The 15112-nt window shown below is 42.3% G+C and carries 13 protein-coding genes, 1 tRNA gene, 1 pseudogene and 1 other annotated feature; of the genes and pseudogenes, 10 read left to right on the top strand and 5 right to left on the bottom strand.

Annotated elements, in window-relative coordinates; all coding sequences use genetic code 11:
- Positions 1–276: 276 nt before the first annotated feature.
- Positions 277–474: a hypothetical protein gene (locus tag H140_RS15725; protein WP_156819030.1), complete on the bottom strand. Its 198-nt coding sequence runs from the start codon at positions 472–474 to the stop codon at positions 277–279.
- Between the two features lie 47 nt (positions 475–521).
- Here H140_RS15725 and gatB point away from each other — a divergent pair, with 47 nt between their 5' ends.
- The 3 genes from gatB to H140_RS0100125 all read left to right on the top strand — a co-directional run bounded on the left by gatB (position 522) and on the right by H140_RS0100125 (position 2897).
- Positions 522–2027, top strand: a complete 1506-nt coding sequence (gatB, locus tag H140_RS0100135) for an Asp-tRNA(Asn)/Glu-tRNA(Gln) amidotransferase subunit GatB (protein ID WP_019671622.1) — start codon at positions 522–524, stop codon at positions 2025–2027.
- 159 nt (positions 2028–2186) lie between these two features.
- Complete coding sequence (locus H140_RS0100130) at positions 2187–2732, top strand: hypothetical protein (protein ID WP_019671621.1); 546 nt, start codon at positions 2187–2189, stop codon at positions 2730–2732.
- Positions 2733–2820: 88 nt separating this feature from the next.
- Positions 2821–2897 (top strand) — tRNA-Pro (locus H140_RS0100125).
- 728 nt (positions 2898–3625) lie between these two features.
- Here H140_RS0100125 and H140_RS16165 read toward each other — a convergent pair.
- Positions 3626–4100 (bottom strand): annotated as a pseudogene (locus H140_RS16165) (IS3 family transposase); the annotation flags it as partial.
- Positions 3695–3811, bottom strand: a sequence feature (AL1L pseudoknot). (Overlaps the previous pseudogene by 117 nt.)
- Positions 4101–4482: 382 nt before the next feature.
- Here H140_RS16165 and H140_RS0100115 point away from each other — a divergent pair.
- Entirely contained in the window at positions 4483–4809 is a 327-nt protein-coding gene (locus H140_RS0100115) for a type II toxin-antitoxin system RelE/ParE family toxin (protein WP_019671618.1), read from the top strand.
- Positions 4790–5077 (top strand): addiction module antidote protein, encoded by a 288-nt coding sequence (locus H140_RS0100110; RefSeq protein WP_019671617.1) that lies wholly within the window; start codon positions 4790–4792, stop codon positions 5075–5077. The genes H140_RS0100115 and H140_RS0100110 overlap by 20 nt, the downstream gene beginning before the upstream one ends.
- A 539-nt stretch (positions 5078–5616) precedes the next feature.
- Here H140_RS0100110 and H140_RS0100105 read toward each other — a convergent pair.
- Positions 5617–6894 carry a D-serine ammonia-lyase gene (locus tag H140_RS0100105; protein ID WP_019671616.1) on the bottom strand — a complete coding sequence of 426 codons (1278 nt, stop codon included), beginning with the start codon at positions 6892–6894 and terminating at the stop codon, positions 5617–5619.
- Between the two features lie 357 nt (positions 6895–7251).
- Here H140_RS0100105 and H140_RS0100100 point away from each other — a divergent pair, with 357 nt between their 5' ends.
- The 4 genes from H140_RS0100100 (at position 7252) to H140_RS0100085 (ending at position 11081) form a co-directional block, all read left to right on the top strand.
- The gene (locus tag H140_RS0100100) at positions 7252–7761 is read left to right on the top strand and encodes a PepSY domain-containing protein (RefSeq protein WP_019671615.1); all 510 of its coding nucleotides are present in this window, start codon (positions 7252–7254) and stop codon (positions 7759–7761) included.
- A gap of 288 nt (positions 7762–8049) precedes the next feature.
- Positions 8050–9168 carry a DNA polymerase IV gene (dinB, locus tag H140_RS0100095; protein WP_019671614.1) on the top strand — a complete coding sequence of 373 codons (1119 nt, stop codon included), beginning with the start codon at positions 8050–8052 and terminating at the stop codon, positions 9166–9168.
- 210 nt (positions 9169–9378) lie between these two features.
- Positions 9379–10572, top strand: a complete 1194-nt coding sequence (gene queA, locus H140_RS0100090; RefSeq protein ID WP_019671613.1) for a tRNA preQ1(34) S-adenosylmethionine ribosyltransferase-isomerase QueA — start codon at positions 9379–9381, stop codon at positions 10570–10572.
- 26 nt (positions 10573–10598) lie between these two features.
- Positions 10599–11081: a GAF domain-containing protein gene (locus tag H140_RS0100085; RefSeq protein WP_019671612.1), complete on the top strand. Its 483-nt coding sequence runs from the start codon at positions 10599–10601 to the stop codon at positions 11079–11081.
- Between the two features lie 327 nt (positions 11082–11408).
- Here the strand turns inward: H140_RS0100085 and ykgO are convergent, their stop codons facing one another.
- Both ykgO and tgt read right to left on the bottom strand, forming a co-directional pair.
- Positions 11409–11549, bottom strand: a complete 141-nt coding sequence (gene ykgO / locus H140_RS0100080; RefSeq protein ID WP_019671611.1) for a type B 50S ribosomal protein L36 — start codon at positions 11547–11549, stop codon at positions 11409–11411.
- Between the two features lie 626 nt (positions 11550–12175).
- Positions 12176–13327 carry a tRNA guanosine(34) transglycosylase Tgt gene (gene tgt / locus H140_RS0100075; RefSeq protein WP_019671610.1) on the bottom strand — a complete coding sequence of 384 codons (1152 nt, stop codon included), beginning with the start codon at positions 13325–13327 and terminating at the stop codon, positions 12176–12178.
- 378 nt (positions 13328–13705) lie between these two features.
- On the opposite strand from tgt, the gene H140_RS0100065 reads away from it, so the two are divergent.
- Positions 13706–15034, top strand: a complete 1329-nt coding sequence (locus H140_RS0100065; protein WP_019671608.1) for a FimV/HubP family polar landmark protein — start codon at positions 13706–13708, stop codon at positions 15032–15034.
- The last annotated feature ends 78 nt before the right edge of the window (positions 15035–15112 follow it).

The following is a 15112-nucleotide window of genomic DNA, read 5'->3' as shown; positions in this document are numbered from 1 at the left end:
AGAATGAATCCCTCTCCAGCCCTCCCCTTGAAAAAGGGAGCTAGGCATTTGGGAGTTGTTGCGGTAGGGTGTGGTTAGCGAAGTGTAATCCACCGGTTTTAGAAAGGAATATATTTGAAGGTTAGCGGTAGGGTGCATTCTACGCACCAATTAGATGATGTTGTGACTTAAAAGTAGATATTGTGACTTAAAAGGTGCTTGGAAAGCACCCTACATGACTAACAGACGTTGTGATGGTGTGTGTTAAGAACGGCTGGGGTGGGTTTCAGGTGCGGTTTAGCCCTGATTGTAGCGGATATACTGCTTGGATTGGCATAGTGCATTGCTTGGTTTTGGCGTGGCGACGCGGTGAGCAAGCGACACGCCAAACCTTAGCAAATGCATTGCCAAGATGAGCAGATAGTAGCGAAAAGCAGGATTGGCTACTGATAGATATCGGTTTGATACAAATACGAATGAGTAATGAGTTGTCATTTTAATTATATTTGTCATTTTAATTATAAATAGTGATGGGAAAAAGTATGAGCGAGTTCCGTGAAATTGAGACGCGTAAAGAGTTGTTGATTGATGGCTATGAAGTGGTCATCGGTATTGAGATTCATTGCCAGCTAAATACGCAAAGTAAGATTTTTTCGAGTGGTTCGACTCAGTTTGGTAATGAGCCGAATACGCAGGCGAATATTGTTGATTTAGGTCTGCCAGGTGTGTTGCCTGTGCTTAATGAGGGTGTGATTGAGCGTGCGTTAAAGTTCGGTATTGGTATTAATGCTGAGCTTGGTATGTTAAATACCTTTGACCGTAAGAACTACTTCTACCCTGATCTGCCTAAGGGTTATCAAATCACACAGATGGCGCATCCAATCGTGGGCAAAGGTTACATCGATGTGGTGGTCAATGAAGGTGGGAAAAATGAGTATAAAAAGCGCATTGGTGTGACTCGTGGTCATTTAGAAGAAGATGCCGGTAAGTCGGTGCATGATGCGGTTGCTGGTATGACAGGAGTTGACTTAAACCGTGCGGGTACTCCCTTAATTGAGATTGTGTCTGAGCCAGACATGCGCTCAGCGAGCGAAGCGGTTGCTTATATTAAAGCCATTCACCAATTGGTGACTTGGCTAGATATCTCAGATGCCATCATGGCAGAAGGCTCATTCCGCTGTGACTGTAACGTGTCTGTGCGCAAGCCAGGTGAAGCCTTTGGTACCCGTACTGAGCTGAAAAACTTAAACTCATTCCGTAACATCGAAAATGCGATTAAGCGTGAAATCGAGCGTCAAATCGATATCATCGAAGACGGCGGTCAAGTGGTTCAAGCAACCATGCTATATGATCCAGATGCAGATGAAACACGTATCATGCGTACCAAAGAAGATGCCGATGATTATCGCTACTTCCCAGATCCAGACCTGTTGCCAGTGCATATTGACCAAGCCACGGTCGATGCCATCCGTGACAGTATGCCTGAGTTGCCAGTGACTCGCCGTGCCCGCTTTGAAGAAAAGTTGGGTCTGTCAGAATATGACGCACGCATCTTAACCGGTAGCCGTGAACTGGCCGACTATTATGAGACCGTACTAGAAGCGGTTGGCACTGAGCATGCAAAACTGACCGCAAACTGGGTGATGGGTGACTTACTGGGCGCGTTGAACAAAGACGACAAAACCATCAGCGACTCCCCTATCAGCGAAGTACAATTGGCTGGCTTGTTAAAGCGCTTAAATGACAATACGCTGTCAGGCAAATTGGCAAAACAAGTGTTTACCGCTTTATATGATGGTGAAGGTGGCGATGATGCAGACGCTGCGGACAAAATCATTGAAGCCAAAGGCTTGAAGCAAGAAACAGATACTGGTGCGATTAAAGCCATGGTTGAAGAAGTGATTGCCAATAATCAACAGATGGTTGACGAGTATAAAGGTGGTAAACAAAAAGCCTTTAACGGTCTGGTCGGTCAAGTAATGAAAGCCAGCCGTGGTAAAGCCAACCCGCAACAAGTTAACCAAATTCTAAAAGAATTATTGGGTTAATAACAAGCCTAAAGCTTCATTTAGTGCCTTTAAAATTTAGAAGGTAGGTCATTGTTAATGGCCTACCTTTTTTAATGTGGTGTTAAATAATCTACTATTTAAAGGGTTCGAATTTAAGCTTAATATCTACGTATTAAAGACTCCTGATATGGAATTATTATGCCCAAACCAGCAAACAAAAGTAGCGCCCTTTATGTTTTTATGACTTGGCTTGCATCTATTGGCCTAGTGATTATCTTTTACCATTTATTCGAGGGAATCATTATAAACTCAGTTTACATGAAGGGCTTCCTTGACCACTCTATATACACTACTATTTTTAGTGTCATTACCCTTGTCGTATTACTCATTAATAGTGTCGTGATTTTTATTATTACAAAGTTTCCAAAAATTAAAAACGGCTTCTTCATCACCCTTTGGCATTTTACTTGCCTACTCACTTACCTTTTTAGCTTAATCTACTTTCACAACTACTACCTTCAGACCTTTTTAACACCCAGTGTTGAACTGCGTGAAAGTTTCAGCGATTACTCTTATGCAAGTGTTTTCATCTTATCTATTTCACTCATTATTTGGTTAATAACGTTCAGTCAGCAGACACTTAAGCTTAAAACACCTACTTGGCTAATGATAATTTTAGCAATATTAACGATAGGCTTATTTGAGTTTTTTTGGATGTTTATAGATGTTGTCAGCAGTATGTAATGGATATTTAGTTAAAAACAGTGAGTCTAAGCCAAATAATCACTACCACTTGCAAAATATTTAATTTTGAGTACAATAGTCAGTCCATCGGGGCGTAGCGCAGTCTGGTAGCGCACCACACTGGGGGTGTGGTGGTCGCAGGTTCAAATCCTGCCGTTCCGACCAAGATATATTAATTAAATCAGCACCTTACGAGGTGCTGATTTTTTTATGGCACAAATTTGACACAAAACTAGCGACCAGTATCAAGCATCGCTATCTCACTCTTAGCCTTACTCACATCAATCCAGCGCGCTTATTTGGCCTCGAGCGTGCGTACGCTATGGCCAGTTTGCTTAGCAATAAAGTAGATATTTAACCCGTCAGTTAAGCAGTTAGTTATAAATGTGTGTCTGGTGTTATAAGTGGGTCGGTGTCTGATATTGCAACAACGCATCGCTGTTGTCAGATCAATTGTCCGTATCACGCCTTGCAAATAGACGAACTTTAGCGCCATGCAAACGACTCTGGCTCACAGAAACCTTTTATGATGAGATAGATGAGGTAATGATGTTTTTACTTGCACCAATTTACCCTGATGATTAGGTACCAAGGTGTTGTGTTTGATGCGAATGCAAAACTTTATTTGCTCTTTATTTAGCCATTTTAACCAGGCTTTATAAATCCTCTTGCTATTTGTTTAAGGCTACTGCTTTGTACTTGTATGATCGCTAGAATAATTAAGGCTAAACAGGTTAGTCTTGCCTTGTTCATGGTTAGGTTTTGCGATAATATACTTATGAGCTGATTAAGGTTTGGCATAGTGTGGTTCGTGAAAAAAATTACTATTATGCCTTGTCCTTAGTCAGCTTTTTGTTTTTTTGTCGTGTGCAGAGGTCATTAAGGTAGAAATCGTCATGCTGACTACGCTGTGAACGTTTCTTGGGATTGTCGTTTAAGTCTTTTATACGATAGTAGGTTGATGGGGCAATCGGTAATACTCTATAGATTAGCTCGACTCCATATTGTTGTTTGTGATCGTCAATAAAATCACCCATTACTTGGGTTTGCGGTCGAGCTCCGCCTGCGCTTCAAGACCAGCTGCTTTCCTTATGATCTCATTGGCTTGCTTTAGTTCTCTGTTCTCACGTTCAAGCGCTTTGATACGCTCAGCTTGGCTTTGAGCTTGAATATTTGCAGGAGTAGTTTCATCAATGTGCTTTTTATGCCAAGAACGAAGGGTTTCAGGCGTGCAGCCTATCCTAACTTTTAGGATTTAGGCGCTATGGCTTTGATGGCTGACCAGGTGGATGGGTAGTCGTCTTTAGCTTCAATTAGCATTCGGACGGCTCGCTCTTTAATTTCAGTGGTGTAGTTTCGTGTTTTCATTGTCGTATTCTCTTGGAGCGTTGAGTCTCCGACAATCCCAGGGCGGTTCACCCTCACCCATGCGAAAAAATACTAAGTTACTAAAAAATGAACTTAATATTTTAAAAAGTGTAGGACATATAAAACAAGAAACAGAAGGCAGAAAACAAGTTATTTATATTAACCCTTATCTATACCCCTAGAAAACCTGCCTCTTTTGCCTATGAAGCTGCCTATTTTAGACAGTATTTAGGTAACCGTAGGCAAACGCTTTTACTAAGTTAATCTCTTGCTATCAAAGGGTTAGAGCCAATTTGGTCAGGTTTTTAGGAATATATAATTATCAGTTGATTAATAAACTCATTAGGTATAAAGTGGCTTATAGGCTACAATGGTAAATAGAATGTATCAAATCAGAACAACAGAGTATTTTGATAAGTGGTTAAAAAAGCTAAGAGATAGACAGGCAGTTAAAGCAATTTTAATACGTTTGACCAGAGCAGAAGCTGGCAATTTAGGTGATATAAAGTCAGTTGGTAATCATATTAGTGAAATGCGTATTTTTGTAGGGGCAGGTTATCGCCTTTACTTCACTATCAAAGGTGACACTGTAATCTTTATGCTTTGTGGTGGTGATAAGTCCAGCCAACAAAGAGATATAGAAAAAGCGATCGAAATACTGCCAACAATTGAAGATTGTGAGATAGACGATGAAAACAAAGACATTTAATCCAGTAGATTACTTAGAAAATGACCAAGAGATAAGCGAATATTTACATGAAGCATTTTTAGATGATGACCCTCAAGTGTTTGTTATCGCACTGGGCCACTTAGTCAAACATCATGGCGTAGCTAAAATAGCAGATATTACAGGGCTTAACCGTGAGAGTTTATATAAAACCCTTAAGGGTGATACTAAGCCTACATGGGAAACCATGCACCGCTTAATAAAAGGTTTAAAGCTTGATGTAAACTTTGAATCTACTGCCGCCACCTAAAGAGAATTAATTAATTATTAATAAGGATTGGATTTAATATCCAACCCTTATTAAGAAGGGCTAGTAAATAAAAATTAAATATTGATTGCAATATAACTGCCATAAGGATAACAAAAGCCCGTCGTGTTCAGCGGAGGCTACAATTGCTGGAAGCGAACATGACAGGCTTTCAAACCTAATTATAGGTTATTTACAGTAGATAAGACAACCTTAGTTAATAATCAATCTACTAATTAAAACTTGGATTCAACTTTGAAGTGCAACGCACCCGAAGCTAGATTTTACCTCAAGAGGTGTTCTAAAGCCTAACATCCGACCAGAGGAAAGTTTTGTTTTTGATTGCCTTCCACCTGAAAACTGCTGTCCATAAGTTGAGCATTTATACTACTGCTTATCTGCTTGATAGCCATTCCTTTTGATGCGTTTTCACCACAAAAGGGCAATTTTTTGAATCATGGCTTGCAATCCTTACAGATGCATTATAGTACACAGCCATAGAAAGTGTGTCAGCCTGAATTTTATCCATGGCACCTCTATCTTTATGCTTTATGCAACAGCGCCTCAAACACATCATCCGGCATCATATTGCCACCAGTAGCCCATACCAGATGCAATGCATTGTCCACCTCAGCAAAGTGCTGCACGCCAGCGATACCGGCACAAGCAGATGGCTCAAGCTTAAGTCCTTCTAACTGATACACCTGACGCACCAGCTTATTTAAAGTGGTATCCTCAACCGTATAAAACGCCTCCAACGAGCGCTGCATCGCATGACCAACAAAGCCAGAAGCACGACCGACCGCCAAGCCATCCGCAATGGTATGATTGCTTAAGCCAATGTCCTGCACACTGATTTGATCATGCAAACCAGTATAAATGCCAAGCAGCATACAAGGCGACTGTACTGGCTCCGCAAAGATGCAATGCACATCATCACCAAAGGCCAGCTTTAAACCAAACGCCACGCCACCTGGGCCACCGCCAACCCCACAAGGCAGATACACATATAAAGGGCGGTCGGCATTAATCTCAATTCCCGCCTGTTCAAACTGCTGCTTTAAGCGCAAGCCAGCCACAGCATAGCCGACAAATAAATGCTTTGAGTTTTCATCATCAACAAAGTAGCCATACGCATCGGCTTCGCTTAATTTGCGACCGTTTTCTACCGCTTGCCCATAGTCGCCTTCATACTCAAATACCTGCACGCCATTTGCTCGAAGCATGTCTTTTTTCCATTGCTTGGCATCGGCAGACATGTGTACTTGCGCCTGAAAGCCCAATTTGGCAGACATAATGCCAATGGATAAGCCAAGGTTACCTGTTGAACCAACAGCGATAGAATATTGAGAGAAAAACTTGCGACATGCCTCAGAGTCGAGCTTGCTGTAATCATCTGTCTCACTGATTAACCCCTGTTTAAGTGCCAACTGTTCAGCATATTGCAGGACTTCATAAATGCCGCCACGTGCTTTGATAGAGCCTGAGATGGGCAACTCATTATCCGCTTTAAGATACAGTTCACCTTGAATTGGTGTACCCGATTCACTCAAGGCTTGCCGTAACTTCGCAGTACGATAAAACGCACTTTCAATAATGCCTCCACAAGCGATGGTTTCAGGAAATACTTTTTGAATATAAGGGGCAAAGCGTTTTAGTCGAGCTTGTGCCTGCTCAACATCAGCCAGCGTCAATCCAACATCAGCACTTGCTTTATTAAAAGTAGTTAGCTTATTGTTGCGCCAAAACACTGGAGTTGCCGCTTGTAATTTCTGAATCAATAAGTCATTGTTATATTGTTGTGCAAACATGGTGGGCATGATGGCAGTCCTTTGGTTAATTAGGTTCAGCCTTAAATTAGCTTCAAGGTCAAAGTAATTTTAGAATAAAAATTAGCTTCAAAGTAACACAAACTGTATAAATAGCCTAGCCATACAGAGTTGCTAACATAATGACAAAGCATTACAGTAGCACTAAACGTTTGTTTACATTAATAATGATGTTTTAACAAAAACTAGGCAGAAACTAGGCTTATCGTCTGAAATAATTTAGTCAATACAAAGATTTATTTCGTTATAAATCGATATACCACTTATTTTGATAATGTATATAGGTTTTTTATAATGTATATAGGTTTAACAATCCATTTAGCTTTAATACAATTTTAGGAGTTTAAGATGAAAGCTTTATCTATCCTTGCAACATCTACTTTACTGACTATTGGTTCTATTGCACCAAGTATGGCTGCCCCTATACAAACCACAGCAGCTTACACTCAAATTAATATGGACCAAGCCATCAATATTGCAAAACAAAGTGCGCAAGGCAAATTAAAAAGTGTTGAATTTGATAGAAGTGACGCAGAGTACGAAGTTGAGTTTGCATCTACCACTACCAAGTATGAGATCAAAATAAATGCGCAAACTGGTGCTATTAACAGCACAAAGCAAAAACGCATTAAAACTGAAGATGTCGCAAAATACCAAGCATTAAACAATACCAAACTTGATTTAACTCAGGCCATAGCTATCGCTGCTCGCAATGTTCAAGGTCAAGTGACGGATGCTGAGTTTGATATCGAAAATGGCCGCTCTGTTTATGAGGTCAAAGTGATTCAAAATGGTGAAAAATACAAGTTAGAAATTGATGCCAACACAGGTGCCGTTTTGAAGTCAAAACGTGACTAATTTGCAGTCAAAACTTGACTGAGCTTGTTAAAGCTTACCAAGCATTTGTGTGATAGAGCACTTGATCTACCTCTGATTGCAGCCATTGGTTGCACCATGACCCCTTATAGAAATGACTTCTATAAGGGGTTGTTTTTTATCACTGACAGTAGATGCTATACTAGTCAAGCTTAGCAAAATTAAACTATGCAAAGATAGTCTCAGGAAGATGACGTCCATCTTAACCAGAATAATTTTCATTTTTTAACTCAAACAATTCAATAGTCTCTTTATGTTTATGTTAACAACATGACCACTTCAACGCCAATAGCAACTGACAACACACCTACTCTTGAACAGCCACAGCGTAAGATTATCCACCTCGATATGGACGCATTTTTTGCCAGTGTTGAGCAGCGTGATAATCCTGAACTGCGTGGCAAACCCTTGGTGGTCGGTGGTGATCCCAATGGGCGTGGCGTGGTGGCAGCAGCCAGTTATGAGATACGCAAATTTGGCGTACGCTCCGCCATGTCTTGCTATGAGGCGAAGCGCCGTTGTCCAGAGGCCATCTTTGTGCGCCCCCGCTTTGAGGTATATCGCAGTGTTAGCCAGCAGATTCGGCAGATTATGCTCAGCCTAACCCCGTTAGTTGAGCCGTTGTCATTGGATGAGGCCTATCTGGATGTAACTGGTATCAAAGAGCATCATGGCTCGGCCACCTTGATGGCCAACTGGCTACGAGAGCAGATTTGGCAACACACCCAGCTGACCGCTTCGGCTGGCGTTTCTTTTAACAAAATGCTGGCCAAAATCGCCTCTGATATCAACAAACCCAATGGCATTGCAGTGATTACTCCAGAGCAAGCGGACGCCTTTATCGCCAGCTTGCCAATCGAACGCTTCCACGGTATCGGCAAAGCGACGGCCAAGCGGCTGCATGAGATGGGCATCTACACTGGTGCAGATTTACGAGCAACACCGGTAGACACTCTAGAGTTTGAGTTCGGTAAGCGTGGGCTGTTTTACTCACAGATTGCGCATGGCAATGATGACAGACCGGTCAAAGCAGAGCGTAAACACAAATCGGTCGGCTCTGAAACTACCTTCCAGGACAATATTAGCGATACCGATACTCTATTGGTGCAAATCTATGAACAAAATGCCGATGCCTTTGAACAACTCACCAAAAAAAACCGCCTCGGCCATACCATCACGTTAAAAATAAAATATTCTGACTTTACTCAGATTACCCGCTCCCACACTTTACACACCCCTTTCCCCACGGCAGAATCGGCACATTATTGGCTGCAAAAGCTGCTGGCGGATTCACCACGACATTTGCCCATCCGTTTGGTGGGGGTGACCTACTCTAACCTGACCAGCTTGGAAGATGTCAACGTCCAACCTGACTTATTCGGTTTATAGCTGATTTGGTTTATAACTGGTGCATATCACCAAAATCCGCTAAAACCTGACTCAAAAAAGCCGTGTTTCTGTTAAACTAACCGCCATTATCATTATCGATATGGTCAAAGAAATCTAAAATGGTTATCAGCCAACCGCGTGACCCTTTAGTTGTTCACTGACTATCGCATTAAAATAACACTTTGAATTTGATACTCTAAAAGCAGACCTATGACCCAGCCAATCCAAACAAGCGATCCTGAAACAACCCCTACAACTGACCCACAGAGCAACTACCTAAGCGTCAACGATTACGATTATCAGCTACCTGATGAGTATATCGCCCGCTATCCACTGGCTGAGCGCAGTGCCTCACGCTTGATGTATTTACTGGCACAAACTGGTACGACGCCAGCGCAAACTGGCACTACTATTGACATTCAAGACAAACAATTTTCTGATTTACCAGATTTATTAAACACAGGCGATTTAATCGTATTTAATGACACCAAGGTAATGAAAGCTCGTTTATTTGGTCAAAAGGACACTGGCGGTAAAGTGGAAGTTTTGGTTGAGCGTCTCACCGATGACACCGATTTTACCGAAGCTGATGGCAATATTTATGATAATGTCGCCCTGTGCCATGTGCGTGCCAGCAAAGCGCCTAAGATAGGTCAAAGCTTGATACTCGGTGATGGTCATATTGAATGCGTGATGATAGGCCGTTATGAAAATTTATTTATTTTAAGCTTCAAAAATCCAATCCTACCTGACTTAGAGCACTATGGTGAATTACCGATTCCACCATATTTTGAACGTCATGCCGATGAGACTGACAATGTGCGTTACCAGACCGTATTCCATGACCCAGCCAAGCTTGCCAGCGTCGCGGCACCAACTGCCAGTCTGCATTTTGATGATAAAGTATTACAGCAACTGGCCGATAAAGGCATTAACAGCGCTTATGTCACCTTGCATGTTGGCGCTGGCACCTTTGCCCCAGTGAAGACTGACAATTTGCTCAATCACACCATGCACAGCGAATATGCCAATTTGCCACAAGACACTGCCGATTTAATTAACCAAACCCACAAAAATGGCAACAAAGTCATCGCCATTGGTACCACAGTGACTCGGGTCTTAGAAACTGCGTACCAAAAGACGGCCAATGACAGCGGAGAGGTGTCAGCCTGGTCAGGCGATACTGATATCTTTATCTACCCAGGCTTTAAGTTTGGCGTGATCGATATGCTATTAACCAACTTTCATTTGCCCAAATCAACGCTATTAATGTTAGTATCAGCATTTGCTGGCAAGTCTAATATTGAGCAAGCTTACCAACATGCCATTGCAAATAAGTACCGCTTCTTTAGCTATGGTGATGCCATGCTGCTGGAGCGCAATGAGTCATACACTGCGATTTAAATTAATCAAAGATTTTAGGAGCTGTCATGCAACACATTAATCCGATTGATCCAAATACGAATAAGGCCGAAAAATACGAGCTGATGCTGAAACAGGCGGAAGGTTTAATTAGCAGTGAGAGTGATTTGATTGCCAATATGGCAAACCTAACAGCCTTATTAAAAGACACCTTTAACTGGTTTTGGGTTGGTTTTTACCGTGTTGATACTGAGTCGAATCAACTGATTCTAGCCCCATTTCAAGGGCCTCTAGCCTGTACTCGTATTAATTATGGCAAAGGCGTCTGTGGTGAAGTTTGGCAATCTGGCGAGACTCAGATTGTGGCCGATGTCAATGCGCATCCCAATCACATTGCTTGCTCTGCGTTATCTCAGTCTGAAATTGTGGTACCAGTGCGTAATAAAGCCGGTGATATCATCGCCGTATTAGACGTTGATTCAGATGAGCTGGCGATGTTTGATGAGGTCGATGGCAAATATTTAGAGCAATTGGTTGAGTTGTTGAAGTAAGACTTGTTAAGGTAGTGCTTCTTATGTTGAGGTCAATGCTTGTTAGGGTAATGCTTGTTATGGATAATGATTATTAATGCTGTGTTTCCTAAGTTCATTTAGACAACAATAAACAACAAACCATAGGCGACAACTAATACCTTTTCTGAAAAATAACCTATCTTTGTCAAACTCGCTAAACCTACTACTTGTAGCGTTTGCACTCGTTTTCCTCGATAGCTTAATTTTTAGATTTGGTATAAAAACTGCGTTAACAACAAAAAAGCGAGATAGACACCACCTATCTCGCTTTTTTGCTGGAGAAAACTATGATTTTTGTGAAGAAAACTACTTTCTTTTCTTCTTACCCTGAACGGCTTTGAAACGACCATCTGTTTTATTAATAACAAACACCCGACCACGACGGCGGACGACTTGGCAATCTGGGTGACGGTTTTTTGCCGATTTTAATGAGCTTAATACTTGCATGCTGGTTACCCTTGTTCGGAATTTGAAAGTTTTGGAAGTTGAAAGTTAATAATTGGACTTGGAGAAGTTATGAATATGTATGTTATAACATAACATTATTAATATCAATATTGGAGTCAATAATTTTCAATATTATTATATGTGCTAGCAAGGGTTGGGGGTTTACTTCATTGCACCCATGCTACTGCTATTTGCATGATTTTCTGTTTTTGACGATCCGATATACCATCTTGCCAAATCACAATCCACATTCGCTGGGTGTCGTTGCCTCCACACCAGCCTACAAGCCTTATTCTATAAAGGCTTGCGGTATTTTATGCTTGCGCAACTGGTAGGTTGGCGTCGAGGTACGAGACCCAACATGTTGACGGAGGAAATGGATTTTTCACGCCTTGAATGTGGATGCGGGGTGCGGTTTAGCCTTGACAGTAGCGGATATCCTTGGCGCAGCACAGGGTTGCAGGCGCTTGGCTAGTGGCAGTCTCGTGGCGCAGGAATGGCGCTAGCTGGTAGCGCCTGCCCCTGTGCAAGCCAAGATATGAGCGGATGGCGAGATTGGCTTCAATATCAATTTTGACCTTGTTGACCGCTTAGCTTTTTTGGTTAGCTTTTTTGACTTGGTCTTGCTATTTGAGCTCAAGTGGTGGTACGGTTTGACCACGCTTGCCATAGAAGTCGGCGACAAAGTCATCAAATCTGTCTTCGTCAATGGCGTCTCGGATGCCTTGCATCAAGCGTTGGTAGTAGCGTAGGTTGTGGATGGTGGCTAACTGAGCGCCAAGCATTTCTTTGCATTTGTTAAGGTGATGTAGATAAGCTCGGCTAAAGTTTTGGCAGCAGTAGCAGTCACATTCTGGGTCAAGTGGGCCAGTGTCGTCACGGTATTGGCTGTTGCGAATGCGCACCACGCCTTTGTTGTCTTCATCACCAGTCACAAAATAATGACCGTTACGCGCATTACGGGTTGGCATTACGCAGTCGAACATATCAACGCCACGGCGCACCGCTTCTAGGATATCTTCTGGTTTGCCCACACCCATTAGGTAGCGTGGCTTGTCGGCTGGCATCAGCTCTGGCATGTAGTTTAAGACGCCGATCATTTCGTCTTTGGGCTCGCCGACGGACAGTCCGCCAATAGCATAGCCGTCAAAGCCTATCTCTAGTAGACCTTGCATCGATTGACGGCGCAATTCTTCGTACATACTGCCTTGGACGATGCCAAAAAGTGCGTTGCGATTGCCCAGCTTGTTGTGCTCATCGACACAGCGTTGACCCCAGCGTAATGAGAGCTCAAGCGACTTTTGTGCTTCTGAGTAGGTGGCTGGATAAGGAGTGCACTCGTCGAACTGCATCACGATGTCTGAGTTTAAAGAGTATTGGATTTGCATCGATTTTTCAGGTGATAAGAAGACTTTGGCGCCATCAATCGGTGATTTGAACGCCACACCCTCTTCGGTAATTTTGCGCATGGCGCCAAGGCTAAACACTTGGAAGCCGCCTGAGTCGGTCAAAATCGGCTTGTCCCAATTCATAAACTGGTGCAATCCGCCAAATTTATCAATAATCTCAGTGCCCGGGCGTAGCCATAAATGAAAGGTGTTACCCAAGATAATGTCAGCACCAATATCTTCAATATCACGTGGTAACATGCCTTTGACGGTGCCATAAGTGCCCACTGGCATAAAGGCTGGGGTGCGAATCTCACCATGAGCCAAGTGGACAGTGCCTCGGCGTGCACGTGATTCACCGCTGGCGGTTTTGTGTAGGGTAAATTGCATAGGGTTAACTCAAAGTATTGGAAAGGGTTAGATTAAAGGTGGTTTTTTGATTGCAAGTTTTTTGATTGCAAAATGTCAGCAAAAATAAGCTAAATTATAGCATTGCTAAGCAAGGTCTGTTAAACATTCAGCAATTAGCAGCCATTCAGCGGCCTTTTAGCAACTGTTCAGCGGCTAAGTTGCGTGTTATTTTGTCCAATAAGTGGGGTGCTTGTTGGCTACCTATTAAATAGATTGCTTTTTTGTTTTGCCTGACTGCGGTTATTAGCTATACTTGAACCTGATTGAATATGATTGTTATCACCACACCGACTTACCATTTTTATACATCGTCTGTTAGCCTGCTGACTTGGTGACACTAATGACGGGGAATTTGTTATGAGCCTGAAAGTTATTATCGCCCTTATTTTTATCGCTTTACTTGTCGTATTGCTGTTTATTACCTTTCGCAATCAAAGCAACAAGCGCCTTGCGCTCACAAAAGATAAGAAGCCAAACCTGCCAACAGACGACACGTCAGCACAACGTCAGACGCTGTATGAAAGTAGCTTACAACAAGAAGATGAGCCAGAAAATAAGAATAATAACAAGAATGATGAAACTCCAAGTATAGCTGGTATAGCAAATGCAGTAAATATAGCAGATATTAAAGCAAAAACAGCTAAACAAACAAAAACGCAAAAAGTGGATAATGAAAGCGCTAAAAGCCACATTGCTAAAAGCCAAACAGCCAAGCCAAATAAAGCCAAACAAAAAACACCCACTGAACCTGTACAACCAACGCTGGCATCATCTGAAACCACAGCTGAACTGGACACCTCGAATAATACAAATACCGACACTATCGACTCCGATATCGAAGTGGAGGCCAATACCATTGCTCGCCCAACAGAAGCTAAAACAGCAGACATTAATCAAGTCCACACAGATGCCCCTTTAATCAGTGAAGCTGATATTGCAGACATCCTAGGCGACACTGTCTCAAATACGCCTGCTACTAATAGCAACAAAACACAAATATCAAAACAAATTCAGGCACAAACACAAACTCAGATACCAGAACAAACTCAAGAACAAATCCAAACTAAAGCCAATACTGAACGCCAATCTGCAATACCATCACAGCCACCAGCAGCCGCAGTGACCATTAACTCTGGTACCCAACTGGCTGTACAGCAACAGCGGCAACCCAAGCCTGACACTCCTGCTATTAAAATTCAAAATCATGATGAGCGCCAAGTCACTGCTGACAAACATCAAGCCGAAATAAAAGCCAAAGCACAAGCTAAACAGGATAAAAAACAAGCACATGCTCAAGAAGAACAAGAGAAAAAAGAGCAAGCGCAACAACAGCAACAAACCAAAGCACTTAATGTTAATACTCAAAACATTGATACTAAAACACAGACTGTTGATACTAAAGCAGACAGCACGCCCGAGGTCACATCTGCCACAGCGCCTGTTGTAGCGGACACAGAGACAGCCATAGAATCTGGCGCAGAAATGGCAAAGCAAGCCTTTGCCTTTGTTCAAGACATAGATAGCGCACAGCTGACTTTAGACTTAGCGCAGCAGTATCTGGAAGTCGGTGAATATGACAGTGCCAAACGCTTATTACAAGAAGTGTTGTCGCCAAAAATAGCTGGAATTCATGCCAGCGCTGAACAAAAATCGACCGCCAATGATTTATTACAGCGTTTGTATTAAAAACGCCTTCAACATTAAATGAGCTGAGAAAAGCAGCCTTTCAATTGAAAAGAAAAGAAAAGAAAAGAAAATCAAACA

The sequence above is a fragment of the Psychrobacter lutiphocae DSM 21542 genome (assembly GCF_000382145.1).
GTDB classification, from domain to species: domain Bacteria; phylum Pseudomonadota; class Gammaproteobacteria; order Pseudomonadales; family Moraxellaceae; genus Psychrobacter; species Psychrobacter lutiphocae.
This window is presented reverse-complemented; position numbering and strand designations above follow the sequence as displayed.

Excerpts from the sequence above, each read along its gene's own strand:
- H140_RS15725 (WP_156819030.1), bottom strand. The coding sequence starts at position 474 with ATGACAACTCATTACTCATTCGTATTTGTATCAAACCGATATCTATCA.
- gatB (WP_019671622.1), top strand. The coding sequence starts at position 522 with ATGAGCGAGTTCCGTGAAATTGAGACGCGTAAAGAGTTGTTGATTGAT.
- H140_RS0100130 (WP_019671621.1), top strand. The coding sequence starts at position 2,187 with ATGCCCAAACCAGCAAACAAAAGTAGCGCCCTTTATGTTTTTATGACT.
- H140_RS0100115 (WP_019671618.1), top strand. The coding sequence starts at position 4,483 with ATGTATCAAATCAGAACAACAGAGTATTTTGATAAGTGGTTAAAAAAG.
- H140_RS0100110 (WP_019671617.1), top strand. The coding sequence starts at position 4,790 with ATGAAAACAAAGACATTTAATCCAGTAGATTACTTAGAAAATGACCAA.
- H140_RS0100105 (WP_019671616.1), bottom strand. The coding sequence starts at position 6,894 with ATGCCCACCATGTTTGCACAACAATATAACAATGACTTATTGATTCAG.
- H140_RS0100100 (WP_019671615.1), top strand. The coding sequence starts at position 7,252 with ATGAAAGCTTTATCTATCCTTGCAACATCTACTTTACTGACTATTGGT.
- dinB (WP_019671614.1), top strand. The coding sequence starts at position 8,050 with ATGACCACTTCAACGCCAATAGCAACTGACAACACACCTACTCTTGAA.
- queA (WP_019671613.1), top strand. The coding sequence starts at position 9,379 with ATGACCCAGCCAATCCAAACAAGCGATCCTGAAACAACCCCTACAACT.
- H140_RS0100085 (WP_019671612.1), top strand. The coding sequence starts at position 10,599 with ATGCAACACATTAATCCGATTGATCCAAATACGAATAAGGCCGAAAAA.
- ykgO (WP_019671611.1), bottom strand. The coding sequence starts at position 11,549 with ATGCAAGTATTAAGCTCATTAAAATCGGCAAAAAACCGTCACCCAGAT.
- tgt (WP_019671610.1), bottom strand. The coding sequence starts at position 13,327 with ATGCAATTTACCCTACACAAAACCGCCAGCGGTGAATCACGTGCACGC.
- H140_RS0100065 (WP_019671608.1), top strand. The coding sequence starts at position 13,706 with ATGAGCCTGAAAGTTATTATCGCCCTTATTTTTATCGCTTTACTTGTC.